The organism is Actinomadura keratinilytica (assembly GCF_039539665.1).
GTDB lineage: Bacteria > Actinomycetota > Actinomycetes > Streptosporangiales > Streptosporangiaceae > Spirillospora > Spirillospora keratinilytica.
In genome coordinates, this window is the sequence record NZ_BAABDO010000052.1 from 12,006 (window position 1) to 36,992 (window position 24,987).

A 24,987-nucleotide genomic window follows, 5' to 3' on the forward strand; every position below is an offset into this window, starting at 1 on the left:
CGTCGAGGCGCCGATGCCGCGGCCACAGGACGACGGAGGGGCATATGGCCAGCGCGATGCGCAAGATGGCGGTCTACCTCGGCCTTGTGGAGGACGACCGCTACGACGACAAGTACGGCAAGTATGACGAGTACGACGACTACGAGGTCTACGACGACGACGCCGACACCCTCGCCGGCCGCCGTTCCGGACGCGACGAGGAGTCCGGCGGCCAGCTTACACGGGCCGACGACGCCGCGGAGCGGGAACGCGATCATCACGCTGCGTCACCGAGCGACCGACGCTCCGTGGCGCTGTACGAGAGCGGTTCCACCGACCTTGCGCGCATCACTACGCTGCATCCCAGGACCTACAACGAGGCGAGGACCATCGGGGAGCACTTCCGTGAGGGCACACCAGTGATCATGAATCTGACCGAGATGGTCGACAGTGACGCAAAGCGCCTCGTCGACTTCGCGGCGGGTCTGGTATTCGGCCTGCACGGGAGCATCGAGCGTGTTACGAACAAGGTGTTCCTGCTGTCGCCCGCCAACGTGGAGGTGACGGCCGAGGACAAGGCCCGGATGGCAGAACGAGGGTTCTTCAACCAGAGCTGAACGGCGACCATGCGAGAGACTGATACTTCGTGACCATCGTAGGATCCGTGCTCAGCGCGGTGCTGTACATCTTCCTGCTGTTCCTCATCGGGAGACTCATCCTGGAGGTGCTGCAGTCGTTCGCCCGGTCATGGCGCCCCACGGGACTGGTGCTGGTGATCGCCGAGACCACCTACACCGTCACCGATCCGCCACTGAAACTGCTGAGGCGGTTCATTCCGCCGATACGGCTGGGTAACGTGGCCCTGGACCTCAGCTTCACGGTCCTCATCCTTGTGGTCTGGGTCATGATCATCTTCGTGCAGAGGCTCTGATCGGATACCGTCCTAGCGGACAGACTCCAAGCGCGCCAAGGAGACGACATGCCACTGACACCCGCCGACGTGCGGAACAAGCAGTTCAGTACCACCAGGCTGAGGCCGGGATACGACGAGGAGGAGGTGGACGCCTTCCTCGACGAGGTCGAGGCCGAGCTGGACCGCCTCATCCAGGAGAACGAGGAGCTGCGGGCGAAGCTGGCCGAGTGCCTGCGCGGCAAGGTCCCGGCCATGGCGGCGCCGATCGTCGAGCCCAAGCCGGACGTGCCGCAGATCCCCGAGCCGCCCCGGCCCGAGCCGCAGCCCCAGCCCGAGCCGGAGCCCGCCCCGCTCGGCGGCGGTCTCGGCGGCATGCCCCCCGCCCCCTCCGGCGAGGACAACATGGACACTGCGGCGCGCGTGCTGGCGCTGGCGCAGCAGACCGCCGACCAGGCGATCGCCGACGCCCGCCGGGAGGCCGACGAGACGCTCGGCCGGGCCCGCCGCGAGGCCGAGGAGATCCTCGGCAAGGCCCGCCGCCAGGCCGACCAGATCGTCAGCGAGGCCCGCTCCCGCGCCGAGGCCCTCGACCGGGACGCCCAGGAGCGGCACCGCCAGGTCATGGGTTCGCTGGTGCAGCAGCGCGAGGAGCTCGAACGCGAGGTCGACAACCTGCGCGCCTTCGAACGCGAGTACCGCAGCCGCCTGAAGGTCTACCTGGAGGGGCAGCTGCGCGACCTGGAGGCCGGCAGCACCGAGACCGGCGCGTTCCAGCCCGGCGCCCCCGCGCAGACCGCCCCGACCGCCACCGGCCCGCAGAGCACCCTCGCCCACGACGGCCGCACCGGCGCCCCCGGCGGCTCCCCCACCGGACCCACCCCCTTCCCGCCGCCCGCCGAGCCGGCCCAGCACGCCCAGCAGGTCCAGCACTCGGCGACCGGCGCCTTCCACGCGGCTGACAACCCGCCGCACGAGAGGCGCTGAGCCCCGGCCCTTTGGCGATAGTGTCTTCCCGACCGCCGCGTCGCGCGGCCGGTCCGCCGCGGATACCGCGCGGGCCACGCCGCTCCGGCGGTGTTCCGGTACGTCGGTGAAGGCCGTCCGGAGCGACCTGCTCCGGAGAGCGCCCGGCCCTGGAAGGGGAGAGACCCTTGATCATCCTCAGTGGCGTCCTCGTGGTGGTGGCGATCGCCCTGCTGGTCGCGGGCATCGTCGCGGGCAGCGGAGACAGCGCACAGGTGCTCGGCGTGGACGCGCTGGTGGTGATCTACACGTCGATCGCCGTCAGCCTGGTGTCGTTCCTGTGCCTGGCCATCGGGGTCTTCCTGCGGCGCAAGGAGCTGTTCGGCGCGGTCCCCGCCCCCGCCGCGGCCCCGTCGCGCAAGGCCAGGTCCGCCAGGTCCGGCCGCAAGGACAGCAAGGACAAGAAGGAGAAGAAGAAGGGCGCCACGTCCGGCCGGTCCGCGACCGATCCGGCGCCCGCCGCCTCCGCCGGCACGGCGGCCCCCGGCAAGGAGGCCGGCGCTCCGCCCGCCGGCGAGCCCCTGGACGTTCCCGTCCAGCCGGTGAAGGTCCCCGACGACGCCCTGGTGTACGTGGTGCGCGGCCGTCGCCGCTACCACCTGGACACCTGCCGCCAGCTCGCGGGACGCGACAAGGACGAGCTGACCTACATCGAGGCCACGGAGGAGGGGTTCAGCCCCTGCACGGCCTGCATGCCCGACACCGCTCTGGCGGCGCGCGCCGCGGTGTCGGTGCCCGCACGGTCCGGTGCGCAGGGCCGCTCCTCGTCGTCGGCCTCGCCGACCGCGCCGACCGGGGGCGTGGCCGGATCCGGCCGCTCCACCCCGGCGTCCCCGTCGTCTTCGGCAGCGCCTTCCCCGTCGTCGTCGGCCGCGTCTTCACCGGCCGCGTCTTCACCGGCTCAGTCGGCGCCCGCCTCCGCCGAGACCGCCCCACCCGTCAAGCCGACCCTGCACAAGCCCGCGACCGGCGGGCCCGCGGCCGGTGCGGGTGCGCCGCCGTCGGCGTGGCCCGTTCCGGGGCCGGCCTCCGCGCAGGACGCCGCCCAGAGCGCGCCGGCGAAGAGCGGGGCCGCCGCGGACGTTCCGGCGCCCACCGCCGAGGCCGGCGCGGCCGACGCCCCCGCGGCATCCCGGGGGGAGCGGCCCGCGCGCGACGAGGCGCGCACCGGCGCCCCGTCCAGCGGCGAGCGGAGTGCGGACGCGCACGCGGCGGGCGACGGCGACGGCCCGCAGGTGCGCATCCTCAGCGGCACCAAGCGCTACCACCGCGTCGACTGCGCGCTGATCGAGGACATCGGCGACGAGGCCGAGGACCTGGAGACCCTGCCCCGGGCGGAGGCCGCGGCGCGGGGCTGCACGCCCTGCCTGGTCTGCCAGCCCGACCGCGACCAGGCCCCCTCGTGATCGAGTTTTCCGCGTGACCGCCCGGTAGCCGCCCGCCGCCGTGCCGCCGCCTCGGGACGCCCGCGGCGCCCGAGGTCAGGGCTCCAGGTGGCGGGGACCGTCCGGGCGGGCCCGCCGCCCGCCGAGCTTGCCTCGCCGTCCGTGCAGCTCCCGGCGCTTGACGCTGACGCCGCCGAACAGCGTGAACCCGGTGAGGCGGATGACGGGCGCATCCGGCTCCAGCGGTTCGTCATCCGGCAACTCCACCCCGCCGAAGACCGCCGCGGTGGAGTTGACCACTCGCACGCCCGGCGGCACCGTGATCTCCACGCCGCCGAAGATGCAGCTCACGTTGACGGTCACCTCGGCCTGCGCCAGCACGGCCTGCCGGAAGTCCAGCTGGGCCCCGCCGAACACGCAGTGGACGTGGGTGGCGGGCTCGACCAGCCAGCGGCCCCGCCGCTCCGCCCCGGCGAAGATCGCCACGATGGCCGAGGAGTGCCGCTCGGGCGGCGGCAGCTGCGGCGCGGCGGTCTCCTTGCGCAGGCTGACGCGGGGCCGCGCGGCGTCCGGCGGGACGGGGGCCTTGTCGGCGGCCCCGGGGATGTCCGCCACCAGGGGCGCCAGTTCGGCGTAGGTCTTGGCCCGGTACGCCGCGTCGATCCGCTCGGCGTGCTCCTCGGCGGTGATGCGGCCCTCGGCGAGGGCCTCGCGCAGGAGGTCGGCGATCCGGTCCCGGTCGGCGTCCGAGGCCCGCATGAGCGCCGGCTCCGCCGCGGGGCCGGTCTCCGCGGGGCCGGCCTCCACTGGGTCGGCGGGGGCCGGGGCGGACGGAGCGGGCCCGGACGGGGCCGGATCGGAGGAAGAGGGAGGTTCGGGCAACTTCACCCCGCCATCATCGCAAACGCGATGTGTCGCGAAGAACCCCTTTCGCGGACCGGACCCGTCAGCCGGCGGCACGGCGCAGCCAGAACGTCAGGCCCAGCTCGTCGTCGCGGCGGGCGGGCAGGTCCCCCTCCGGGCGCCCCTCGCGGAACTCGACGGCCAGCACCTCGGCGGCGATCTGCGGGCCGTGCTCGCGCAGCGCCTCGGCGAGGTCGTCCCCGGCGGCCCGCCACCACAGCGCGACCCGGTCGGTGACCTCCAGGCCCGCGGCCTTGCGGGCGTCCTGCAGCAGCCGGACGACCTCGCGGACCTGCCCGGCGCGCCGCAGCTCGGGCGTGACGGTCAGGTCGAGCGCGACGGTCTCGCCGCCGGCGCTCTCCACGGCCCAGCCGGTGCGCGGCCGCTCGGTGACGACGACCTCGGCGGGCGACAGGGCCACGGCGCCGATGCCGGGCACCTCGACGGTGGCGGCGCCGTCGGCGCGCAGCGCGGCGACCAGCGCGGCGGGGTCGGCGGCGGCGACCGCCCCGGCGACCTTGGGGGTGTCCTTGGCGAACCGGCGGCCCAGCTCGCGGAAGTTGGGCTTGACCTGGTAGTGGACGAGGTCGCCGCCGATCGACGACAGGTCCTGCAGCGCCGCGACGTTCAGCTCCTCGGCGATCTGGGTGCGCAGCTCCTCGGGCAGGTCCGGCCAGCCGGGCGCGCCGACCAGGGCGCGGCCGAGGGGCTGGCGGGTGCGCACGCCGCTGGCGGCTCGCGCGGACCGGCCCAGCTCCACCAGCCGCCGGACCAGGCCCATCCGCGCGGTCAGCTCCGGGTCGAGCAGCTCCGCGCGGACGGCGGGCCAGTCGGCCAGGTGCACCGAGTCGGGGGCGCCTTCGGGGCGGATCACGTCCCAGACGTAGTCGGTGACGAACGGCACCATCGGCGCCATGAGCCGGGTGAGGGTCTCCACGCACTCGTACAGGGTGGCGAACGCGGCGGCCCCGGCGGGGGTGTCCGGGCCCTCCCAGAAGCGCCGCCGGGAGCGCCGCACGTACCAGTTGGACAGGTCGTCGACGAACTCGGCGAGACGGCGTCCCGCCGCGGCCGAGTCGAACCGCTCCAGGGCGGTGTCCACCTCGCCGACGGTGCGGTGCAGCTCGGCCAGGGCCCAGCGGTCCAGCAGGGGCCGGTCGGCGGGGGCGGGGGCCTCGGCCAGCCGCTCCGGCGTCCACGGGCGGCCGCCCTGGGAGGCGGCGGCGCCCGCGTACAGCACCAGGAACGACGCGGTGTTCCAGTAGGTGAGGAGCACCTTGCGGACGATCTCCTCCAGCGCGCTGTGGCCGACCCGGCGCGAGGCCCACGGCATGCCGCTGGCGAGCATGAACCAGCGCAGCGCGTCGGCGCCGTGCCGCTCCATCAGCGGGATGGGCTCCAGCATGTTGCCCAGGTGCTTGCTCATCTTGCGGCCGTCCTCGGCCAGGATGAGCCCCAGGCACAGCACGTTCTCGTAGGACGAGCGGTCGAACACCAGCGTGCCGACGGCCATCAGGGAGTAGAACCAGCCGCGCGTCTGGTCCTGCGCCTCGCAGATGTACTGGGCGGGGTAGGAGGACTCGAAGAGCTCTTTGTTGCGGTGGGGGGCGCCCCACTGCGCGAACGGCATGGAGCCGGAGTCGTACCAGGCGTCGATGACGTCGGGCACGCGGCGCGCCGGCGCACCGCACCGCGGGCAGGGGAAGGTGACCTCGTCCACGTAGGGGCGGTGCGGGTCCAGACCGGACAGGTCGCGGCCGGCCAGGTCGCCCAGCTCGGCCAGGGACCCCACGCAGGTGACGTGGTCGTCGTCGGCTTCGCACACCCACAGCGGCAGGGGCGTGCCCCAGTAGCGGCTGCGGGACAGCGCCCAGTCGACGTTGTTGCGCAGCCATTCGCCGTAGCGGCCGTGCTTGACGGTCTCGGGGAACCAGTTGGTCCGCTCGTTCTCCTCCAGCAGCCGCTGCTTGATGCTGGTGGTGCGGATGTACCACGCGGGCAGCGCGTAGTAGAGCAGCGGGGTGTGGCAGCGCCAGCAGTGCGGGTAGCTGTGCTCCAGCTGCCCGCTGCGGTAGAGCAGGCCGCGCTCCTCCAGGTCGGCGGTGAGGAACTCGTCGGCGCTCTTGAAGAACCTGCCGCCCACCAGGGGGACCTCGCGCTGGAAGCGCCCGTCCGGGCCGATCGGGTTGACCACGGGCATGCCGTAGGCGCGGCAGACGGCCATGTCGTCGGCGCCGAACGCGGGGGCCTGGTGGACGAGGCCGGTGCCGTCCTCCACGGTGACGTAGTCGCCCAGCACCACGTAGTGGGCGTCGGGGATGTCGACCAGGTCGAACGGGCGCCGGTAGGAGGTGTGCTCCAGGTCGGCGCCCCGGAAGGTGGCGACCCGGTCCGGCCCCTCGCCCAGCACCTGCTCCAGGAGCGGCTCGGCGACGACGAGCACCTCGTTGGAGCCGGCGGGGCGGGCGGCGACGTAGACGACGTCCGGGTGCACGGCGACCGCGGTGTTGGACACCAGCGTCCACGGGGTGGTGGTCCAGATGAGCAGGGACGCGCCCATGTCGGCCAGGGGGCCGGACGTGACGGGCATGCGCACGTACACCGACGGGCTGGTGACGGTCTCGTACCCGCCGGGCTGCCCGAGCTCGTGGTCGGACAGGCCGGTGCCGCAGCGGGGACAGTAGGGGGTGATGCGGAAGTCGCGGAACAGCAGCCCCTTGTCGAACACCACCTTCAGCGACCACCACACCGACTCCACGTACTCGGGGTCCATGGTGCGGTAGGCCCGGGCGTTGTCCACCCAGAAGCCCAGCCGGTCGGACATCTCCTCGAAGGCGTCCACATGGCGCAGCACGGACTCGCGGCACCGCCGGTTGAACTCCGCGACGCCGTAGGCCTCGATGTCCTTCTTGCCGGACAGGCCGAGCTCCCGCTCCACCGCCACCTCGACGGGCAGGCCGTGGCAGTCCCATCCGGCCCTGCGGGGGACGTGGAAGCCCTTCATCGTCTTGTACCGGGGGAAGACGTCCTTGAAGACGCGGGCCTCCACGTGGTGCACGCCCGGCATGCCGTTGGCGGTGGGCGGGCCCTCGTAGAACGTCCAGCGCGGCCCGGACGCGGTGCGCTCCAGGGACCGTTGGAAGACCCTGTTCTCCCGCCAGCGGCGCAGCATCTCCCGCTCCAGGGCGGGCAGGTCGACCTGCGCGGGCAGCGGGCGGAACCGACGACTCACGGGCGGACCTCCGGATGCTCACATGTGACGGCACGTGGACCGGAGGGACGAGGCGCCGCAAGGGCCCCGCGGTACCACCCTCCTTGGCCGCGCCCCCCGGGCGCGACCCGCTTCGTTCACCTCTCGGCTGCCGGGTCTACTGGGCCCGTCCGGTCGCCGTGCGGGACGCGTGCGTCCCGAAGGGCGCGGGCGGGCGGTTCTTCCGGCGGCTCCGGGGTGATCTGGCCGCCGGGCACGCCCCCGGGCTCGCACCGTCCCCGGGTCGCTCATGGCTGCATTCGGCGGCAGGTGTCCCCATCAAGGCCGTGCCGATGAGGCCGCTTGCTGTGACCGTAACGCACCCCGGCCCGAATCTCTTCCCTCCGCGCCACCGGCCGCACCTGCCGTTACGAGAATGTGGCGTAGGTCACTCTTGTGATCTGGGCGGCCGGAGGTTCCCGCGCGGCCGTGACGGGGCATATGCGGTCAGTAATCTCCGCTGGCGTCTCCGGGGCGTCGGCGCACGTTGTTTGCCGTCCCGCGAAAGGGGACCTATGCTGCCCGCACTGCGTGTGGAGGACATCAGCGCGAGGGGGGCCGAAATGGCCGGCGCGGCGAAGGGGGACAAGCCTCCGGGTGGGCGCGCCCGCGGCGGACACGCGGCCTCGGGGAACGCCACCGGCGCGGCCTCGTCCTCCTCCGGGACGGACGCGCGCGCCCCTGGGAGGAAGCCCGCGGGCGCCAGAAGCCCCAAGGACCGAACGGCCGACGCCGCCCGCCGGGCGGACGCCCCGTCCCAGGCGTCGGCGGGCGCCGCGGACCCGGGCGGCGCGACGGGTACGGCCACCAAGGCCCAGCCGAGGGCCGCGGCCGAGCGCGGGGCGGTGCCGAAGTCCAAGAACGCCGCCAAGCCCCCGGCCGGTGCGGCGCCGGGCCGGGGCGCCGCGGCCAAGGCGGCCGAGCTGCCGGTCCGCGAGGACGAGGAGCGCTGGACGGAGGAGGAGCTGGCCGAGGTCCGCTCGCGGCTGCGCGAGGAGTGCAGCGCGCTGGAGGCGGAGATCGCGGCCACCGCCACGCACATCGCCGACGGCGACTCCACCGCCTCGGCGGGCGACGACCAGGCCGACGCGGGGGCCAAGACGTACGCGCGCGAACACGAGCTGGCGCTGACCTACAATGCGCGTGACCTGCTCGCCCAGAACGAGCGGGCCGTCCAGCGGATGGACGCGGGCACCTACGGCATCTGCGAGTCGTGCGGCAGGCCGATCGGCAAGGCGCGCCTCCAGGCGTTCCCGCGTGCGACCCTATGTGTGAGATGCAAACAACGCGAGGAACGTCGCTGAGCGATACGAACAAGTCGTCGACGAGCGGGGCCGAGGCATCGTCCGGATCGCCTCGGCCACGCCGTGTGGGCACCCTGGTCGCGGTCGCGCTGGCCGCGCTGGCCCTGGACGCGGGCACCAAGATCATCGTGGTGGCCACCCTGTCCGACCGCGAGCCGATCCGGCTGCTGGGCGGGCTGCTGACGCTGCGCGAGACGCGCAACAGCGGGGCCGCGTTCTCCATCGGCACCGGCTACACGATCGTCTTCACGCTGATCGCCTGCGGGGTGGTCGTGGCGATCCTGCGCACCGCCCGCAACCTGCGCAGCCTGCCCTGGGCGGTGTGCCTGGGCCTGCTGCTGGGCGGCGCGGTGGGCAACCTGGCCGACCGGATGCTGCGCGCGCCCGCGCCGCTGAAGGGGCACGTGGTCGACTGGATCGAGCTGCCGTACTGGCCGGTGTTCAACCTGGCCGACTCGGCGATCGTGTGCGGCGGCGTGCTCGCGGTCGTGCTGGCCGCGCGCGGTCTCCAGCTCGACGGCACCCGCCTCGGCGACGAGGAGCCGGACGAGGGAGAAGGGGCCGCCGGAGCGCGTGAGGAGGCGCCTGCGGGCCGCGGGCCCGCCGACGCGGCTCCCGCGTCCGAGGGGGCCGCGAGCGCCCCCGACGGCGGCTCTGGCGGTCGCGGCGACGCGCCCGCCGCGGCGGCCGAGGGCGGGCAGGCCGAAGAGGACGGGACGCCCGCCGGGCCGGGCGCCCGCGGGTCCGCGGCTCCGGAGGAGAAGTCCTGATGGCCGACGTACGCAGTCTCCCCGTTCCCGACGGCCTGGAGGGCGAGCGCGTGGACGCCGCCCTGGCGCGGCTGTTCGGGCTGTCGCGCGGCCGGGCCGCCGACATCATCGCCGCCGGCGACGTGCTGCTGGACGGCCGCGAGGTCGCCAAGTCCGAGCGGCTGCGCGCCGGCGCCTGGCTGGAGGTGACCCTGCCGCCCCCGCCCACGGCCCCCGCCCCGGTCGCCGAACCCGTGCCCGGGATGGGCATCCTGTACGAGGACGCCGACATCGTCGTCGTCGACAAGCCCGTCGGGGTCGCCGCCCACCCCACCACGGGGTGGACCGGCCCGACCGTCCTCGGCGGGCTGCTGGGCGCCGGGCACACCGTGGCCACCAGCGGCGCCGCCGAACGGCAGGGCATCGTGCACCGGCTGGACGCCAACACCACCGGGGCGATGGTCGTGGCCAAGAGCGAGGTCGCCTACTCGCGCCTGAAGCGCGCCTTCAAGGAGCGCCGCGTCGACAAGCGCTACCACGCCCTGGTGCAGGGCCACCCGGACCCGTTCCGCGGCACCGTCGACGCGCCCATCGACCGGCACCCGTCCGGCGACGGCCGCTTCGCGGTGGTCGCCGGGGGCAAGCCGTCGGTCACCCACTACGACACGGTGGAGGCGTTCCGCGCGGCCACCCTGCTCGACATCAACCTGGAGACGGGCCGCACCCACCAGATCCGCGTGCACATGTCGGCGATCCGGCACCCGTGCGTCGGCGACCTGGCCTACGGCGCCGACCCGACGCTCGCCGCCCGGCTCGGCGTCAACCGGCAGTGGCTGCACGCGGTGCGCCTGGGGTTCGAGCACCCCACCCGGGGGGACTGGGTGGAGTTCGAAAGCCCGTACCCCGACGACCTCGAGCGCGCCCTTCAGATCGTCAGCGACGAGTCCTGACCAACCGGCCGCGCCGCCGGCGTGACCGCCTGCGACGGGCGCCCTACAGCAGCAGGCGCAGGACGGCGGTCACCCCGGCGGCCACGACCAGCACCACCAGGAACGGGGCGCGCAGCAGCAGCGCGGCCACGGCGGCGCCGAGCCCGGCCAGGCGCGGCCCGTCCAGCTCCAGCGACCCGTTCTGGGCCAGGGCCTGCACCGCGATCAGCGCGGTGAGCAGCGCGACCGGGACCAGGTCGGCGAACCGGCGCACCCGGGGGTCCGCCAGCACCCGCTGGGGCGTGACCAGCCCGCCCAGCTTGAGCGCGTAGCAGCCGACACCGGTGGCGATCACGGCGATCCACACGTTCACGGCCGCTCCTCCGCGTCCGTACGGGCGCCGCGCCCGGGCCGCAGCAGCGCGGGCAGGGCCGCGGCGGCGGCCAGCATCACGGGCACGCCGGACGGCAGCAGCGGCGTCGCCCCGACCGCGATGACGGCGGCGGCCGCCGCCACCCGGCGTTCCGTGCCGCCCGCGGTCAGCCGGGGCCACAGCAGCGCCAGGAACACCGCGGGCCCCAGCGTGTCCAGGCCGAACGCGGTGGGGTCGCCCACCCGGGCGGCGCCGAGCGCCCCCAGCAGCGTCGTCAGGTTCCAGGCCAGGTAGAGGCTGACCGCGGTCACGCAGAAGCCGGTACGGGCCGAGGCCCGGTCCGGCTGGGCGGTCGCCACGGCCGTGGTCTCGTCGATGACGACCTGGGCGGCGGCCAGGCGGCGCCAGCCCCGCACCCGCAGCAGGTCGGCCAGGCGCAGCCCGTACAGCGCGTTGCGGCCGCCCAGCAGCACCGCGCCCAGCGTCCCGGTCGCCAGCGCGCCGCCGCTGCCGACCACGCCCACGAGGGCGAACTGCGACGCCCCGGTGAAGGCCATCAGGCTCAGCGCGCACGCCTGCGCCACCGACAGTCCCGCCGTGACCGCGGCCGCCCCGAAGGCCAGCCCGGACACCCCCACTCCCAGGCCCACGCCCAGCCCGTCCCGCAGGGCCGCGGAACGCCGCCGAGCGGTCCCGGTATCCGCTCCGGCATCCGAATTCGTCACCGTCATGGCCGCGGACGCTAGTCAGCGGGCCCGCGGCCCGTCTTGAACGTTCTTGCGGTCGAGTTCGGAGACCTCCAGGCCCGCCTCGATGACGGCGTTCATGATGCGGGCCAGCCGCTCGGGCCCCAGCGTCGGCGCGTGCTCGGCCATCGCCGCGACGATCTGCCGCTCGCGGTCGGGGCAGCGGCCCGCGAAGCCCCCGACCGGTTTGAGGCGCTGCACGACGCCGGCGACGGCGGCGCGCCGTTCGAGCAGCGCGGCCAGCGCCGCGTCGATCCCGTCGATGGCCGCGCGCGCCTCCTCCACCGTGGAGAGCGTTTCGAGGCGCGGGATCGCGACGCGCAACTCCTCGTTCCGGGGCGTCCGGTCCCCCGGCGCCTCGTCGCGGCGCGCCGCGGTCTGGAGCGTCTGGTCTGGCATGTCCGGTTCCCTTCTGCGGTGGCGGCCCGCGTCAGGGAAGGGGATGCCGTCCGTGCCCGGGCCGCGCTCTGAACGAGAAAAGGCAGAGCCCTGTGGGGCTCTGCCTTCGCCGGCTCCGGGGTCGTCGCCAGGTCAGCCCGTGCTGACCGGCTCACCCGGAGCCGGCTGCATAAACACGGGATAGCGACGGTTCACGCTCGTCATCGTAGGCTCCGCCGTCCCCGACACGCCATCCCACGGGACGAACATCTCGCCTGTTGAGACGGGGCGCCGGTCGGGACGGCCCGGGGCGGCCCGGGCGGCTCAGAGGGCCTTGCGCATCCAGATGTGCGGGATGCCCGCCTCGATGTCCTCCTCGCCGTACGCCTCGTATCCGAGCCGCTCGTAGAACGCGCGCACCGCCGTCTGCGCGTGCAGCTCCACCGACCGCAGCCCCCTGCTCCCTGGCGCGCTGCTCGACCGCGCGCACCAGCGCGGCGCCCAGGCCGGTGCCCCGGGTCTCCGGCAGCACCGCCAGCCGCCCCAGCACGCCGCATCCGTCGCGGCGCAGCATCCGCGCCGTGCCGACGGGGCGGCCGTCCACGCGGGCCAGGAAGTGGTCGGCGACCGCGTCGTGTTCGTCCAGTTCCAGCTCCGGCGGCACGCCCTGCTCGTCGACGAAGACCCGCAGCCGGATCTCCTCGGCGGCGGCCCGCTCCTGCGGGCCGGTGACCAGCGATATCTGCATCCTCATATGATTTCAGTCGTGTCACAGGAGGTCGCTCATTACTGGCGGCATCCGGTTCTGCCCGATGTGGACCTGCTGCAGGCCCGCTACGTCACCCACCGCTTCGGCCGGCACACCCATGACGGGTACGTCATCGCGCTCATCGAGGCCGGGGTGGAGGCGTTCGAGCACGCGGGCAGCACCGAGCGCGCCCCCAAGGGCTCCCTCGCCGTGCTCAACCCCGAGGTGGTGCACACCGGGTACGCGGGGGCGCCGGGCGGGTGGGCCTACCGGGTCCTGTACCCGGCGGTGGGCGTCGTCGCCGATGTCGCCGCCGAGCTGGGGGCCCGGGCGGGCACGCCCTACTTCCCCGAGACCGTCATCGAACGGACGCCCGTGGCCGCCCTGGTCCGCGCCGCCCACCGCGCCGGCGAGGGCGGCGACGCCCTGGCGGCCTCCTCGCTGCTGCGCACCGCCCTGGGGGCGCTGCTGCGCCACCACGCCCGCGACATGCCCGCCGAGCACGGGGCGGCATGGTCCCCGTCCGTGCGCGCCGCCCGCGACATCCTGCACGACCGCCTGGTGGACCCGCCCACGCTGGAGGAGCTGGCCGAGGCCGTGGGGACGCGCCCGTTCCGCCTCATCCGGGCGTTCCGGGCCGCGACGGGCCTGCCGCCGCACGCCTACCTGAACCAGGTGCGCGTGCAGCGCGCGCGGCGGCTGCTCGACGGGGGGCTGCGCCCGGCGGAGGTGGCCGCCCGTACGGGCTTCGCCGACCAGGCCCATCTCACCCGCCATTTCAAGCGCGTCGTCGGCGTGCCGCCCGGCGCCTACCAGCACGCCCGGGGCGTCGTCCCCTCCTGACCGCCCCGTGCGGGACACGGGGCCGACATCCGGTTGATCGGCGGCAAAAGGGCAGGTTGGGGACGTGGCGGGGCGAACGTGGGGTGAGCGGGCATCCCGGAGTGTCGGGGCGCGAGGTGTCCGAGGGGCGGGTTAGGCTCTCAGAGCCGCGTCGTCCGGGGCGTCCACCCGGGCGGCGATCTTCCCCCGGAACGGATAAACCCAGCCACGCACCGGCGGTGCGTGCGCGGTCGCGTGCATTCAGGAGGCGCAGCGGGCATGGCGGACTCGTTCGTCCATCTTCATGTTCATACCGAGTACTCCATGCTGGACGGGGCCGCCCGGTTGAAGCAGTTGTTCGACGAGGTCCAGCGGCAGAAGATGCCCGCGATCGCGATGACCGACCACGGCAACATGCACGGCGCCTACGACTTCTGGAAGCACGCCAAGGACGCCGGCGTGACCCCCGTGATCGGCATCGAGGCGTACATGGCGCCCGAGTCGCGCTTCCACAAGAAGAAGGTGCAGTGGGGCGAGCCCAGCCAGAAGCGCGACGACGTGTCCGGCGGCGGTCTGATCAACCACAAGACCATCTGGGCCCGCAACAACACCGGCCTGCACAACCTGTTCAAGCTGTCCAGCCGCTCCTACACCGAGGGCTTCGTCTTCAAGTACGCCCGCATGGACGAGGAGCTGCTGGCCGAGCACGCCGACGGGCTGATGGCGACCACCGGCTGCCCGTCGGGCAAGATCCAGACGCGGCTGCGGCTGGGGCAGTTCGACGAGGCGCTCAAGGCGGCCGCCACCTTCCAGGACATCTTCGGCAAGGAGAACTACTTCCTGGAGCTGATGGACCACGGCCTGGAGATCGAGCGCCGGGTCCGCGACGGCCTGATCGAGATCGGCAGGAAGCTGAACATCCCGCCGGTGGTCACCAACGACTCGCACTACACCCACGAGAGCGAGGCGACCGCGCACGACGCGCTGCTGTGCGTGCAGGTCGGCAAGCAGCTGGCCGACCCCGACCGGTTCCGGTTCGACGGCACCGGCTACTACATCAAGTCGCCGGAGGAGATGCGCGCCCTGGACGGCTCCGACATCTGGGCCGAGGGCTGCCGCAACACGCTGCTCATCGCCGAGCGGGTCGACACGACGGGGATGTTCGAGCACCACGACCTGATGCCGCGCTTCCCGGTGCCCGAGGGCGAGACCGAGGAGAGCTGGTTCCGCAAGGAGGTCTGGAAGGGCCTGGAGCGGCGCTTCCCCGACGGCGTCCCCGAGCGGTACCGCAAGCAGGCCGAGTACGAGATGGACGTCATCCTCGCCAAGGGGTACCCGTCGTACTTCCTGGTCGTCGCCGACTTCATCATGTGGGCGAAGAACAACGGCATCCTGGTGGGGCCGGGCCGGGGCAGCGCGGCGGGCTCGCTGGTGGCCTACGCGATGGGCATCACCGACCTGGACCCCCTGCCGCACGGGCTGATCTTCGAGCGGTTCCTCAACCCCGAGCGCGCGTCGATGCCCGACATCGACATCGACTTCCCTGAAGACCGGCGCGCCGAGGTCATCCGGTACACCACCGAGAAGTGGGGCGAGGACAAGGTCGCCTTCATCGCCACGTTCGGCACCATCAAGGCGAAGGCCGCCATCAAGGACGCCGGGCGCGTCCTGGGCTTCCCGTACGCGCTGGGCGACCGCATCTCCAAGGCGTTCCCGCCCGCCGTCATGGGCAAGGACATCCCGCTGTCGGGCATCTTCGACGAGAAGCACCCCCGCTACAACGAGGCGGGCGAGCTGCGCAAGCTCTACGAGGAGGAGCCCGACGTCAAGCAGATCATGGACCTGGCGCAGGGCCTGGAGGGCCTGATCCGCCAGACCGGCGTGCACGCCGCCGGGATCATCATGAGCGGTGAGACGATCACCGACCACATCCCGATCATGCGGCGCGACTCCGACGGCGCGATCATCACGCAGTTCGACTACCCGACCTGCGAGACGCTGGGCCTGCTGAAGATGGACTTCCTGGGCCTGCGCAACCTGACGATCATCGACGACGCGCTCAAGGGGATCAAGGTCAACAAGGGCATCGACGTCAACCTGCTCGAGCTGCCGCTGGACGACCCCAAGACCTACGAGCTGCTCGGCCGCGGCGACACCCTCGGGGTGTTCCAGTTCGACGGCGGGCCGATGCGGGCGCTGCTGCGGCTGATGAAGCCCGACAACTTCGAGGACATCTCCGCGGTGGGCGCGCTGTACCGGCCGGGCCCGATGGGCGCCAACTCGCACATCAACTACGCGCTGCGCAAGAACGGCCAGCAGGAGATCACCCCGATCCACCCCGAGCTGGAGGAGCCGCTCAAGGACATCCTCGGCACGACCTACGGCCTGATCGTCTATCAGGAGCAGGTCATGTCCATCGCCCAGAAGGTCGCCGGGTACACGCTGGGACAGGCGGACCTGCTGCGCCGGGCCATGGGCAAGAAGAAGAAGGAGGTCCTGGACAAGGAGTTCAAGCCGTTCTCCGAGGGCATGCGCCAGCGCGGCTACTCCGACGAGGCGATCAAGACGCTGTGGGACATCCTGGTCCCGTTCTCCGACTACGCCTTCAACAAGGCGCACAGCGCCGCCTACGGCCTGGTGTCGTACTGGACGGCGTACCTGAAGGCCAACTACCCGGCCGAGTACATGGCGGCGCTGCTGACCTCCGTCGGCGATGACAAGGACAAGAGCGCCCTGTACCTCAACGAGTGCCGCCGCATGGGCCTGACCGTGCTGCCGCCCGACGTCAACACCTCCGACGCCGACTTCACCCCGATGGGCGACAAGGAGATCCGCTTCGGCCTGTCGGCGGTCCGCAACGTCGGCGCCAACGTCGTCGAGGGCATCATCGCGGCGCGCCGGGAGAAGGGCGCCTACACCGACTTCAACGACTTCCTCAACAAGGTCCCGCCGCACGTGTGCAACAAGCGGGTGGTCGAGTCGCTGATCAAGGCGGGCGCGTTCGACGAGCTGGGGCACCGGCGCCGGGCGCTGCTGATGGTGCACGAGCAGGCCATCGACTCGGTCATCGACATCAAGCGCAAGGAGGCCATCGGCCAGGACTCGCTGTTCGGCGCCCTGGAGGAGGACGCCGGCGGCGGCGCGTTCGCCGTGGCCATCCCCGACGTCGACGAGTGGGACAAGACCACGCTGCTGTCGTTCGAGCGGGAGATGCTCGGCCTGTACGTCTCCGACCACCCGCTGCTGGGCGTCGAGCACATCCTGGAGCGCGAGGCCGACTGCACGATCGCCGCGCTGAGCGAGGGCGAGCGGCCCGACGGCCAGGTGGTGATCGTGGCGGGCCTGCTGTCGGGCCTGCAGCGCAAGGTCACCAAGCAGGGCAACTCGTGGGCCATGTTCCAGCTGGAGGACCTGGGCGGGTCCATCGAGGTGATGTGCTTCCCGTCCACCTACCAGCTGTGCTCCACGCTGCTGACCGAGGACGCCATCCTGGTGGTCAAGGGCCGCGTGGACAAGCGCGAGGACGTCGCCAAGCTCATCGCCATGGAGGTGACCCAGCCGGACCTGACCGTCACCGAGGGGGCGGGCCCGCTGGCCGTCACCATGCCGATCACCCGGTGCACGCCGCCGGTGGTGGCGCGCCTGAAGGAGGTCCTCACCGACCACCCGGGCACGTCCGAGGTGCACCTGCACGTGCAGAACGGCCCGCGCACCACGGTGGTCCGCCTGGACGACCGGCTGCGCGTCGCCCCGTCCCCGGCGCTGATGGGCGACCTCAAGCAGCTGCTCGGCCCGTCCTGCCTGGGCTGACGGCGCATACGCGGCGGAAAGGCCGCCGTCCGCCGGGCCCCGAGCCCGCGGACGGCGGCCTTTCCGCGTGCGCCGCCCGAGGGCGGCCTTACGGGGTGACCGGTGTCCTGGGCGCGGCGGGGGCCGGGTGCTCGGCGTGCCAGTCCATGAAGCGGCCCAGGTCGTCGAAGCGGGCGCGGGCCACGCCGCCGCCGGGCAGCCGGGCCTCGGTCAGGCCGGCCGTCTCGCGGAACGGCACGCGGTGGTGGCTGAGCAGCCGCGCGAGGGTGAGCTGCGGGTGGTGCGGGAACAGGCTGACCGCGTTGGTCAGCAGCCGCGGCACCGGCACCGGGTCCCAGGCGGCGGGCGGCGCCTGCGGGTCGTCGACGTGCAGGTAGGCCGAACCGCCGTCGTAGCCCGCGCCGATGTAGCCGCCTCCGCCGAGCACGCCCCCGGCGGCCATGGCGATCAGCTCGCCGCCGTGCCCGGCCGGGCCGGTGTACCAGGACAGGTCGATCTCGGGCGTGGTGAACTCGGGGATGCCGAGCCGCTCGCCCAGGCCGCGGATGACCAGGGTCGGCTCGACCGACGGGTGGTCGTCGCCGAACTGCGGGTTGGCCCAGCCCCACAGCCAGGTGCGTTCGCGGGCGGCGTAGCTGCCGAGCAGCGAGACCCGGACCGTGACGCCGCCGCTGGTGTAGGTGCGGGCGGTCAGGTCGGCGCTCCAGTCCTCCCGGGGGAGGAACTCGGCGAGCGTCTCCTGCTGCTGGAGGACGACCGCGGCGAGGGCGGCGCCGAGGCGCTGGAACGCAGGGCTGAATCCGGACATGTCGGGCACATTATCCCAAGGAAACGGCCGCTCTGGGGCGGGAATCGGACACCACACGGCAGTCGATCGGCTGACCTGGGCAGGCTAGGCTTTCGCTGTCAGGAGACATCACGTCTCGCAAGGGGACGCACGGCCATACCAGGGAGCGTACGAGGTGCGGCGACCGACGGGGAGTGCCTTGCGGACCTGTGCGGTCATCACCCTCCTCGTGGCGGTGCTCGGCGTACCCGCCGGGCTGCTGTGGGCCTGGCTCGCCCCCGATGTGGCCTACGTCGTCATCCGCGGCCGGGCGCTGCCGCTCGACCCCGAAGGCCAGGGGCCCATCGCCGCCGACGGGACGTTCGCGATCATCGCGGTGGTGGCCGGACTGGTCTGCGGGGCGCTGGCCTACCTGGCCGGGGGGCGCGGCAACGACATCCCGCTGCTGCTCGGCCTGACCGCGGGCGGACTGGCCGCCTCGCTGCTGGCCTGGCGGGTCGGCCACCAGGTGGGCCTGGCCGAGTACGAGCGCGCGGTCCGCACCGCCCGGGACGGGCGCACCGTCACCGGCGTGGCCGACCTGCGCGCCACCGGCGTGCTGGTGTTCTGGCCGCTGCTGGCCGTGGCCGCCTACGCCGTGGCCGAGCTGGTCGTGCGCCGGCTACCCGGCGCGCGCGACGGAGGCGACCTCGGCGCCGGTGAGCCGGAGCAGGTCGGCGGGGGACAGCTCGATCTGCAGGCCGCGCCGGCCGGCCGAGACGTAGACGGTCGCGAACTGTGACGCCGAGGCGTCCACCACGGTCGGCAGCCGGCGGCGCTGGCCCAGCGGGCTGATGCCGCCCACGACGTACCCGGTGGCGCGTTCGGCGTCGGCGGGGTCGGCCATGCGGGCCTTCTTGCCGCCGACCGCGGCGGCCAGCGCCTTGAGGTCGAGCGTGGCCGACACCGGCACCACGGCCACGGTCGGCCGCCCGTCCACCTCCGCCACCAGGGTCTTGAACAGCCGCTCGTGCGGCACGCCCAGCGCGTCGGCCGCGGCCCGCCCGTAGCCGTCGGCCGCGGGGTCGGCCTCATAGGAGTGCAGGGTGAAATCGATGCCGGCCTGCGCCGCCGCCACGGTCGCGGGCGTGCCGCCGGACTTGGCCTTCTTCCTGGACGGGGACTTGGCAGGGCTCATGCGGACAGTCTGCCGACCGCACGGCACCCGGCGCACACCGAATCCCTGCGCGTTCCCGCGGGCCCGGCCCGGGGGTTCAGTTCGGGTTGACCGCGCCGTCCAGGAACTGCCCGGCGGGCACGGTCGGCAGCATGTCCAGCAGCCGCGTCTCGCGCACCAGCAGGTCGCGTTCGGCGCGCAGCCGCCGCGCCGCGTCCTCGGCCTCCAGCAGCCGCTGCTTGTCCGGGCCGTCCAGCACCACGGCGGCGGCGATCAGGTACGACAGCCGCACCGGGTCCTCGGGCAGGTCCACCGGCTCGGCGATCTCCGCGCCCGCGGCGGCCAGCCGGTGCCGGTACAGCTGGTACAGCAGCCGCACCCGGTGCGCCAGCGGCTCGGCGCCCGTGCCCGCCTCCTCGGGCAGGAACTCCACGTCGCCGCACAGGTAGGGCAGCGACCGGTCGATCCGCTTGAGCCGGAAGCGGCGGCCGCCGACGGTGACGATGTCGTAGCGCCCGTCGGGGTGCGGGGTGACGGCGTGCACCTCGGCGACGCAGCCGACGCCCGCCAGCCGGCGCGCCGACTCGGCCCCCACCTCGTGGCCGAGTTCGATGCCGACCACGCCGAACCGGCGCGGCTCGGGGCGCTCCAGCAGGTCGCGGACGAGCCGGCGGTAGCGCTCCTCGAACAGGTGCAGCGGCAGCACCAGGCCGGGGAACAGCACCGTGCCCAGCGGGAACAGCGGAAGGCGTTCGGTCACCGTTCCTCCCGGTCGCCTGCGGCCCCCTGGAGCCGTCGCGGTCCGCGCCCCTGCCGCCGCGCGGCGCCCACGGGGCCAGGGTACGTCCGGCACCGGTGATCAAAAAGGCCGGGATTGTCACAGTCTGAAGCCCGGCGCCGCACCGTCCGCGAACCCGCGAACCGGGCCACTGGTCGTGATTGGCCCTGCCGCCGCCCCGGGCGCGGCGGTTAGCGTCGCGGCATGAGGATGCTGGTCGTCGACGCGTTCACCGATCGCCCGTTCACCGGCAACCCCGCCGGGGTCTGCCTGCTGGACGAGGCGGCCGACCCCGCCTGGATGCAGCGGGTGGCGGCGGAGATGAGGCACTCGGAGACGGCGTTCGTCCGCCCCGTCGGCGAGGAGTTCGAACTGCGGTGGTTCACCCCGCAGGTGGAGGTGGCGCTGTGCGGCCACGCCACCCTGGCCGGCGGGCACGCCCTGTACGAGACGGGCACGGTCCCCGAAGACCGGCCCATCCGGTTCCGCACCCTGCACAGCGGCGTGCTCACCGTCACCCGCACCGGCGACGGCGAACTCGGCATGGACTTCCCCGCCGCGCCGCCGGAACCGGTGGACCCGCCCGAAGGGCTCGCCGAGGCGCTCGGCACGCCGTTCTCCTGGGTCGGCCGCACCTGCCAGCCCGACCTGCTCGTGCGGGTGGCCGACGAGACCGCCGTGCGCAAGCTCACCCCCGACATCCCCGCGCTCGCCCGCCTCGACGCGCGGGTCGTCATCGTCACGGCCCCCGCGGACCCGGGCGCCCCGTACGACTTCGCGTCCCGCGTGTTCGGCCCGGCCGTCGGCGTCGACGAGGACCCGGTCACCGGCTCGGCCCACTGCGCGCTCGCCCCCTACTGGAGCGCCGAACTGGGCCGCGACACCCTGCTCGGCCACCAGGCGTCCCGGCGCGGCGGCGACGTGCGGACCGTCCTGCGCGGCGACCGGGTGACGCTGCTCGGCCGCGCCGTGACCGTCCTCGACGGCGCCTTCCGGGCGTGACACCGCACCCCCCTCCCGACCCCCGCGAAGCCTCCCACCTGCGCGTCTCGCTGGCCGAGACGGTGCGCGGCGGCCGCGCGGCACTCCGTAGACTGGACGGGTGATATCCCGTATCGACCTGCGCGGCTCGCTGCCCGGAGACCTGCGCGACGTGCTGCCCCGTGCCGATCTCGACGTCGAGGCCGCCCTGGAGAAGGTGCGGCCGATCTGCGAGGACGTGCGGCATAGGGGCTCGGCCGCGGTACGGGAGTACACCAAGACCTTCGACGGGGTCGATCTGGAGTCCGCCCGCGTCCCGGCCGAGGCGATCGGCGCGGCGCTGGAGGCGCTCGACCCGGCCGTGCGGGACGCGCTGGAGGAGTCGATCCGCCGCGCCCGCCTGGTGCACCGCGACCAGCGCCGCACCGACGTCACCACGCAGGTCGTGCCCGGCGGCACCGTCACCGAGCGGTGGGTGCCGGTGGGCCGCGTCGGGCTGTACGTGCCGGGCGGGCGGGCCGTCTACCCGTCCAGCGTGGTGATGAACGTGGTGCCCGCCCAGGAGGCCGGCGTGCCCTCCCTGGCGGTGACCTCCCCGCCCCAGGCCGACCACGGCGACGGCCGGCTCCCGCACCCGGCGATCCTGGCGGCCTGCGCGCTGCTCGGCGTGGACGAGGTCTACGCGGTCGGCGGCGCCCAGGCCATCGCGATGTTCGCCTACGGCACCGACGAGTGCCCCCGCGCCGACCTGGTCACCGGGCCCGGCAACGTGTACGTCGCTGCGGCCAAGCGGCTGCTCAAGGGCGTGATCGGCATCGACTCCGAGGCGGGCCCGACCGAGATCGCGATCCTCGCCGACCACACCGCCGACCCGGTGCACGTGGCCGCCGACCTGATCAGCCAGGCCGAGCACGACACGCTCGCCGCCGCCGTGCTGGTCACCACCGCGCCCGAGCTGGCCGACGCGGTGGAGCGCGAGCTGAAGGCGCAGGTCGCCCGCACCCGCCACGTCCAGCGGATCACCGAGGCGCTGGCCGGGCGGCAGTCCGGCATCGTCCTGGTCGACGACATCGACGCCGGCCTCGCCGTGGTCGACGCCTACGCCGCCGAGCACCTGGAGATCCACACCGCGGACGCCCGGCAGGTCGCCGCGCGCGTCCGCAACGCCGGCGCGATCTTCATCGGGACGCACGCGCCGGTGTCGCTGGGCGACTACCTGGCCGGGTCCAACCACGTGCTGCCCACCGGCGGCTGCGCCTGCCACTCCTCGGGGCTGTCGGTGCAGTCGTTCCTGCGCGGCATCCACGTCGTCGAATACGACCGCGACGCCCTCGCCGAGGCCACCGCCCGCGTCGTCGCGCTGGCCGAGGCCGAGGACCTGCCCGCGCACGGCGCCGCGCTCAAGGCCCGCTTCGGCTGGACGATCCCGGGGGAGGGCCGGTGACCTCGCTGTCCGACCTGCCCATCCGCGACGACCTGCGCGGCACCGAGCCCTACGGCGCCCCGCAGCTCGACGTGCCCGTCGCGCTCAACACCAACGAGAACCCCTACGGGCCGTCCGAGCGGCTGGTGAAGGCGATCGGCGAGGCCGCCGCCGAGGTCGCCGCCGGCCTGAACCGCTACCCCGACCGCGACGCGACGGCGCTGCGCGAGGACCTGGCGGCCTTCCTCGACACCGACACCCCCGGCGCCGGGCTGACCGCGGCGAACGTGTGGGCCGCCAACGGCTCCAACGAGATCATCCAGCAGATCCTGCAGGCGTTCGGCGGGCCGGGCCGCACCGCGCTGGGCTTCGAGCCGTCGTACTCCATGCACCCGATCATCACCCGCGTCACCGCCACCACCTGGGTGAACGCGCACCGCGACGCCGACTTCGGGATCGACCCCGAGGCCGCCGTCGCGGCGGTCGAGCGGCACCGGCCGGACGTGGTGTTCCTCACCTCGCCCAACAACCCGACCGGCACCGCCCTGCCGCCGCAGGTGATCGAGGCGGTGCTGGCGGCGGCGCCGGGCATGGTGGTGGTGGACGAGGCGTACGCCGAGTTCCGCCGCGAGGGCACCCCGTCGGCGCTGACGCTGCTGCCCGGCAACCCGCGGCTGATCGTCACCCGCACCATGTCCAAGGCGTTCGCGATGGCCGGCACCCGCCTGGGCTACCTGGCCGCCGACCCCGCCGTGATCGACGCCCTGCTGCTGGTGCGGCTGCCGTACCACCTGTCGGCGGTGACGCAGGCGGTGGCGCGCGCCGCCGTCGCGCACGGCGACGAGCTGCTGGCCACCGTGGACCTGCTGCGCCGCGAACGCGACGACCTGGTGGCCTGGCTGCGCCGCGAAGGCCTCGCCGCGGCCGACTCCGACGCCAACTTCGTGCTGTTCGGCACCTTCCCCGACCGGCGGCGGATCTGGCAGGGCCTGCTCGACCGGGGCGTGCTGATCCGCGAGGTCGGCCCGCCCGAATGGCTGCGGGTCACCGTCGGCACCCCCGACGAGATGGCCGCCTTCCGCACCGCACTGAAGGAGATCCTGTGACTGCCCGTATCGGACGTGTCGAACGCGCGACCAAGGAGACCGAGGTCCTGGTCGAGATCGACCTGGACGGCACGGGCCGGGTCGAGGTGGCCACCGGCGTCGGGTTCTTCGACCACATGCTGGCCCAGCTCGGCAAGCACGGGTCGTTCGACCTGACCGTCAAGACCAGCGGCGACCTGCACATCGACAGCCACCACACGATCGAGGACACCGCGATCGCGCTGGGCCGGGCGTTCCGGCAGGCGCTCGGCGACAAGTCCGGCATCCGCCGCTTCGCCGACGCCTCCGTCCCGCTGGACGAGGCGCTCGCCCAGGTCACCGTGGACATCGCGGGCCGCCCCTACCTGGTGCACACCGAACCGGACGGCATGGCGCCGATGATCGGCCCGGAGTACGACACCACGATGACCCGGCACATCCTGGAGTCGTTCGTCGCCAACGCCCAGATCTGCCTGCACGTGCACGTCCCGTACGGCCGCAACGCCCACCACATCGTCGAGGCCCAGTTCAAGGCCCTGGCGCGGGCGCTGCGCGACGCGGTCGCGTTCGACCCGAAGGTGCACGGCATCCCGTCCACCAAGGGGGCCCTGTAGCCGTGGAGGTCGGCGGCCTGAACTTCACCTACGGCAACGTCGCGCTCTTCGGACTGGCCCTTTTCCTGCTCATGGGCGTCATCAGCTTCCTCCGGCAGGGCCTCAAGGCCGCCGCCGCGGTGGTGTTCGTGCTGATGGCGCTCGCCGCCACCGCGGGGGTGCTGTACCTGTGACCACGAAGATCGTCATCTTGGACTACGGCTCGGGCAACCTGCGCTCGGCCGAGCGCGCGGTGGCCCGGCACGGCGTGGACGTCGAGGTCACCGCCGACTGGGACGCCGCCCTGGCCGCCGACGGGCTGATCGTGCCCGGGGTCGGCGCGTTCGCCGCGTGCATGGCCGGGCTGCGGTCGGTGCGCGGCGAGCAGATCATCGGGCGGCGGCTGGCCGGCGGCCGCCCCGTGCTGGGCATCTGCGTCGGCATGCAGATCCTGTTCGCCAAGGGCATCGAGCACGGCGTCACCACCGAGGGGTGCGGCGAGTGGCCCGGCACCGTGGAGCGGCTGGACGCCCCCGTCGTGCCGCACATGGGCTGGAACACCGTCGAGGCGCCCGCCGGCACCGTGCTGTTCCGCGGCATGGACCCCGGCACCCGGTTCTACTTCGTGCACTCCTACGCGGTGCGCCGCTGGGAGCTGGCGCCCGACCCGACGGGACGGCTCGCGCCGCCGCTGGTGACCTGGTCCGAGCACGGCGACCGGTTCGTGGCCGCCGTCGAGAACGGGCCGCTGTGCGCCACCCAGTTCCACCCGGAGAAGTCCGGCGACGCGGGCGCCGAGCTGCTGCGCAACTGGCTGTCCACGGTGCGCTGACGCGCCGGGCCCGCCCCCCTTCCCCTCCGACACCGCCCCC

25 protein-coding genes and 1 pseudogene are annotated in these 24,987 nt (G+C 73.6%); 16 read left to right on the forward strand and 10 right to left on the reverse strand.

Features of this window, described 5'->3' with window-relative positions:
• The first annotated feature begins 44 nt into the window (after positions 1–44).
• The 4 genes from ABD879_RS17620 to ABD879_RS17635 all read left to right on the forward strand — a co-directional run bounded on the left by ABD879_RS17620 (position 45) and on the right by ABD879_RS17635 (position 3,321).
• On the forward strand, positions 45–596 hold the full coding sequence (locus tag ABD879_RS17620; protein WP_345022532.1) for a cell division protein SepF: 552 nt from the start codon (positions 45–47) through the stop codon (positions 594–596).
• Positions 597–625: 29 nt separating this feature from the next.
• Complete coding sequence (locus tag ABD879_RS17625; protein WP_285492597.1) at positions 626–910, forward strand: YggT family protein; 285 nt, start codon at positions 626–628, stop codon at positions 908–910.
• 48 nt (positions 911–958) lie between these two features.
• Entirely contained in the window at positions 959–1,876 is a 918-nt protein-coding gene (locus tag ABD879_RS17630; protein ID WP_345022533.1) for a DivIVA domain-containing protein, read from the forward strand.
• Positions 1,877–2,043: 167 nt separating this feature from the next.
• The gene (locus ABD879_RS17635) at positions 2,044–3,321 is read left to right on the forward strand and encodes a hypothetical protein (protein WP_345022534.1); all 1,278 of its coding nucleotides are present in this window, start codon (positions 2,044–2,046) and stop codon (positions 3,319–3,321) included.
• Between the two features lie 75 nt (positions 3,322–3,396).
• On the opposite strand, the gene ABD879_RS17640 is transcribed toward ABD879_RS17635, so the two are convergent.
• Both ABD879_RS17640 and ileS read right to left on the reverse strand, forming a co-directional pair.
• On the reverse strand, positions 3,397–4,059 hold the full coding sequence (locus ABD879_RS17640; RefSeq protein WP_345022535.1) for a DUF1707 SHOCT-like domain-containing protein: 663 nt from the start codon (positions 4,057–4,059) through the stop codon (positions 3,397–3,399).
• 187 nt (positions 4,060–4,246) lie between these two features.
• The gene (gene ileS / locus ABD879_RS17645) at positions 4,247–7,435 is read right to left on the reverse strand and encodes an isoleucine--tRNA ligase (protein ID WP_345022536.1); all 3,189 of its coding nucleotides are present in this window, start codon (positions 7,433–7,435) and stop codon (positions 4,247–4,249) included.
• A 941-nt stretch (positions 7,436–8,376) separates the two neighbouring features.
• On the opposite strand from ileS, the gene ABD879_RS17650 reads away from it, so the two are divergent.
• The 3 genes from ABD879_RS17650 (at position 8,377) to ABD879_RS17660 (ending at position 10,456) form a co-directional block, all read left to right on the forward strand.
• Positions 8,377–8,757 carry a TraR/DksA family transcriptional regulator gene (locus ABD879_RS17650; RefSeq protein WP_285492914.1) on the forward strand — a complete coding sequence of 127 codons (381 nt, stop codon included), beginning with the start codon at positions 8,377–8,379 and terminating at the stop codon, positions 8,755–8,757.
• Positions 8,758–8,822: 65 nt separating this feature from the next.
• Positions 8,823–9,527, forward strand: a complete 705-nt coding sequence (locus ABD879_RS17655) for a signal peptidase II (protein ID WP_345022537.1) — start codon at positions 8,823–8,825, stop codon at positions 9,525–9,527.
• Positions 9,527–10,456 (forward strand): RluA family pseudouridine synthase, encoded by a 930-nt coding sequence (locus tag ABD879_RS17660; protein ID WP_345022539.1) that lies wholly within the window; start codon positions 9,527–9,529, stop codon positions 10,454–10,456. Before ABD879_RS17655 ends, ABD879_RS17660 begins: the two co-directional genes overlap by 1 nt.
• Before the next feature lie 43 nt (positions 10,457–10,499).
• Here ABD879_RS17660 and ABD879_RS17665 read toward each other — a convergent pair whose 3' ends face one another.
• The 5 genes and pseudogenes from ABD879_RS17665 to ABD879_RS33155 form a co-directional block, all read right to left on the reverse strand.
• Entirely contained in the window at positions 10,500–10,808 is a 309-nt protein-coding gene (locus tag ABD879_RS17665; RefSeq protein ID WP_345022540.1) for an AzlD domain-containing protein, read from the reverse strand.
• The gene (locus ABD879_RS17670; protein ID WP_345022541.1) at positions 10,805–11,539 is read right to left on the reverse strand and encodes an AzlC family ABC transporter permease; all 735 of its coding nucleotides are present in this window, start codon (positions 11,537–11,539) and stop codon (positions 10,805–10,807) included. Before ABD879_RS17670 ends, ABD879_RS17665 begins: the two co-directional genes overlap by 4 nt.
• Positions 11,540–11,554: 15 nt before the next feature.
• Complete coding sequence (locus tag ABD879_RS17675) at positions 11,555–11,953, reverse strand: chorismate mutase (protein WP_345022542.1); 399 nt, start codon at positions 11,951–11,953, stop codon at positions 11,555–11,557.
• 303 nt (positions 11,954–12,256) lie between these two features.
• Entirely contained in the window at positions 12,257–12,376 is a 120-nt protein-coding gene (locus ABD879_RS33150) for a GNAT family N-acetyltransferase (protein WP_486303742.1), read from the reverse strand.
• A gap of 61 nt (positions 12,377–12,437) precedes the next feature.
• Positions 12,438–12,686: pseudogene (locus tag ABD879_RS33155) on the reverse strand (GNAT family N-acetyltransferase); the annotation flags it as partial.
• A 12-nt stretch (positions 12,687–12,698) separates the two neighbouring features.
• On the opposite strand from ABD879_RS33155, the gene ABD879_RS17685 reads away from it, so the two are divergent.
• Both ABD879_RS17685 and dnaE read left to right on the forward strand, forming a co-directional pair.
• Positions 12,699–13,523 (forward strand): AraC family transcriptional regulator, encoded by an 825-nt coding sequence (locus ABD879_RS17685; protein WP_345022543.1) that lies wholly within the window; start codon positions 12,699–12,701, stop codon positions 13,521–13,523.
• A gap of 258 nt (positions 13,524–13,781) precedes the next feature.
• Positions 13,782–17,312, forward strand: coding sequence for a DNA polymerase III subunit alpha (gene dnaE / locus ABD879_RS17690; RefSeq protein WP_345022544.1), 3,531 nt, complete (start codon positions 13,782–13,784; stop codon positions 17,310–17,312).
• A gap of 88 nt (positions 17,313–17,400) precedes the next feature.
• On the opposite strand, the gene ABD879_RS17695 is transcribed toward dnaE, so the two are convergent.
• Positions 17,401–18,120, reverse strand: coding sequence for a DUF6882 domain-containing protein (locus tag ABD879_RS17695; protein ID WP_345022545.1), 720 nt, complete (start codon positions 18,118–18,120; stop codon positions 17,401–17,403).
• A gap of 178 nt (positions 18,121–18,298) precedes the next feature.
• Between ABD879_RS17695 and ABD879_RS17700 the strand changes: the two genes are divergently transcribed.
• Positions 18,299–18,880, forward strand: a complete 582-nt coding sequence (locus tag ABD879_RS17700) for a hypothetical protein (protein WP_345022546.1) — start codon at positions 18,299–18,301, stop codon at positions 18,878–18,880.
• Here the strand turns inward: ABD879_RS17700 and ybaK are convergent.
• Entirely contained in the window at positions 18,761–19,276 is a 516-nt protein-coding gene (ybaK, locus tag ABD879_RS17705; RefSeq protein ID WP_345022547.1) for a Cys-tRNA(Pro) deacylase, read from the reverse strand. The genes ABD879_RS17700 and ybaK overlap by 120 nt on opposite strands.
• A 76-nt stretch (positions 19,277–19,352) precedes the next feature.
• Positions 19,353–20,015 carry an LON peptidase substrate-binding domain-containing protein gene (locus tag ABD879_RS17710; protein WP_345022548.1) on the reverse strand — a complete coding sequence of 221 codons (663 nt, stop codon included), beginning with the start codon at positions 20,013–20,015 and terminating at the stop codon, positions 19,353–19,355.
• A 222-nt stretch (positions 20,016–20,237) separates the two neighbouring features.
• Between ABD879_RS17710 and ABD879_RS17715 the strand changes: the two genes are divergently transcribed.
• The 6 genes from ABD879_RS17715 (at position 20,238) to hisH (ending at position 24,947) form a co-directional block, all read left to right on the forward strand.
• Entirely contained in the window at positions 20,238–21,035 is a 798-nt protein-coding gene (locus ABD879_RS17715; protein ID WP_345022549.1) for a PhzF family phenazine biosynthesis protein, read from the forward strand.
• 100 nt (positions 21,036–21,135) lie between these two features.
• Positions 21,136–22,458, forward strand: coding sequence for a histidinol dehydrogenase (gene hisD / locus ABD879_RS17720; RefSeq protein ID WP_345022550.1), 1,323 nt, complete (start codon positions 21,136–21,138; stop codon positions 22,456–22,458).
• Positions 22,455–23,543 (forward strand): histidinol-phosphate transaminase, encoded by a 1,089-nt coding sequence (locus ABD879_RS17725; RefSeq protein ID WP_345022551.1) that lies wholly within the window; start codon positions 22,455–22,457, stop codon positions 23,541–23,543. The genes hisD and ABD879_RS17725 overlap by 4 nt, the downstream gene beginning before the upstream one ends.
• Positions 23,471–24,136 (forward strand): imidazoleglycerol-phosphate dehydratase HisB, encoded by a 666-nt coding sequence (gene hisB, locus ABD879_RS17730; protein ID WP_345022552.1) that lies wholly within the window; start codon positions 23,471–23,473, stop codon positions 24,134–24,136. Before ABD879_RS17725 ends, hisB begins: the two co-directional genes overlap by 73 nt.
• Positions 24,137–24,138: 2 nt before the next feature.
• Positions 24,139–24,309 carry a hypothetical protein gene (locus ABD879_RS17735; protein ID WP_345022553.1) on the forward strand — a complete coding sequence of 57 codons (171 nt, stop codon included), beginning with the start codon at positions 24,139–24,141 and terminating at the stop codon, positions 24,307–24,309.
• Positions 24,306–24,947 carry an imidazole glycerol phosphate synthase subunit HisH gene (gene hisH, locus ABD879_RS17740; protein ID WP_345022554.1) on the forward strand — a complete coding sequence of 214 codons (642 nt, stop codon included), beginning with the start codon at positions 24,306–24,308 and terminating at the stop codon, positions 24,945–24,947. Before ABD879_RS17735 ends, hisH begins: the two co-directional genes overlap by 4 nt.
• Positions 24,948–24,987: the final 40 nt, after the last annotated feature.

Coding starts and splice junctions, on each gene's coding strand:
- ABD879_RS17620 (WP_345022532.1), top strand. CDS start 45: ATGGCCAGCGCGATGCGCAAGATGGCGGTCTACCTCGGCCTTGTGGAG.
- ABD879_RS17630 (WP_345022533.1), top strand. CDS start 959: ATGCCACTGACACCCGCCGACGTGCGGAACAAGCAGTTCAGTACCACC.
- ABD879_RS17640 (WP_345022535.1), bottom strand. CDS start 4,059: ATGCGGGCCTCGGACGCCGACCGGGACCGGATCGCCGACCTCCTGCGC.
- ABD879_RS17660 (WP_345022539.1), top strand. CDS start 9,527: ATGGCCGACGTACGCAGTCTCCCCGTTCCCGACGGCCTGGAGGGCGAG.
- ABD879_RS17670 (WP_345022541.1), bottom strand. CDS start 11,539: ATGACGGTGACGAATTCGGATGCCGGAGCGGATACCGGGACCGCTCGG.
- ABD879_RS17675 (WP_345022542.1), bottom strand. CDS start 11,953: ATGCCAGACCAGACGCTCCAGACCGCGGCGCGCCGCGACGAGGCGCCG.
- dnaE (WP_345022544.1), top strand. CDS start 13,782: ATGGCGGACTCGTTCGTCCATCTTCATGTTCATACCGAGTACTCCATG.
- ABD879_RS17695 (WP_345022545.1), bottom strand. CDS start 18,120: ATGTCCGGATTCAGCCCTGCGTTCCAGCGCCTCGGCGCCGCCCTCGCC.
- ybaK (WP_345022547.1), bottom strand. CDS start 19,276: ATGAGCCCTGCCAAGTCCCCGTCCAGGAAGAAGGCCAAGTCCGGCGGC.
- ABD879_RS17715 (WP_345022549.1), top strand. CDS start 20,238: ATGAGGATGCTGGTCGTCGACGCGTTCACCGATCGCCCGTTCACCGGC.
- hisB (WP_345022552.1), top strand. CDS start 23,471: ATGGCTGCGGGTCACCGTCGGCACCCCCGACGAGATGGCCGCCTTCCG.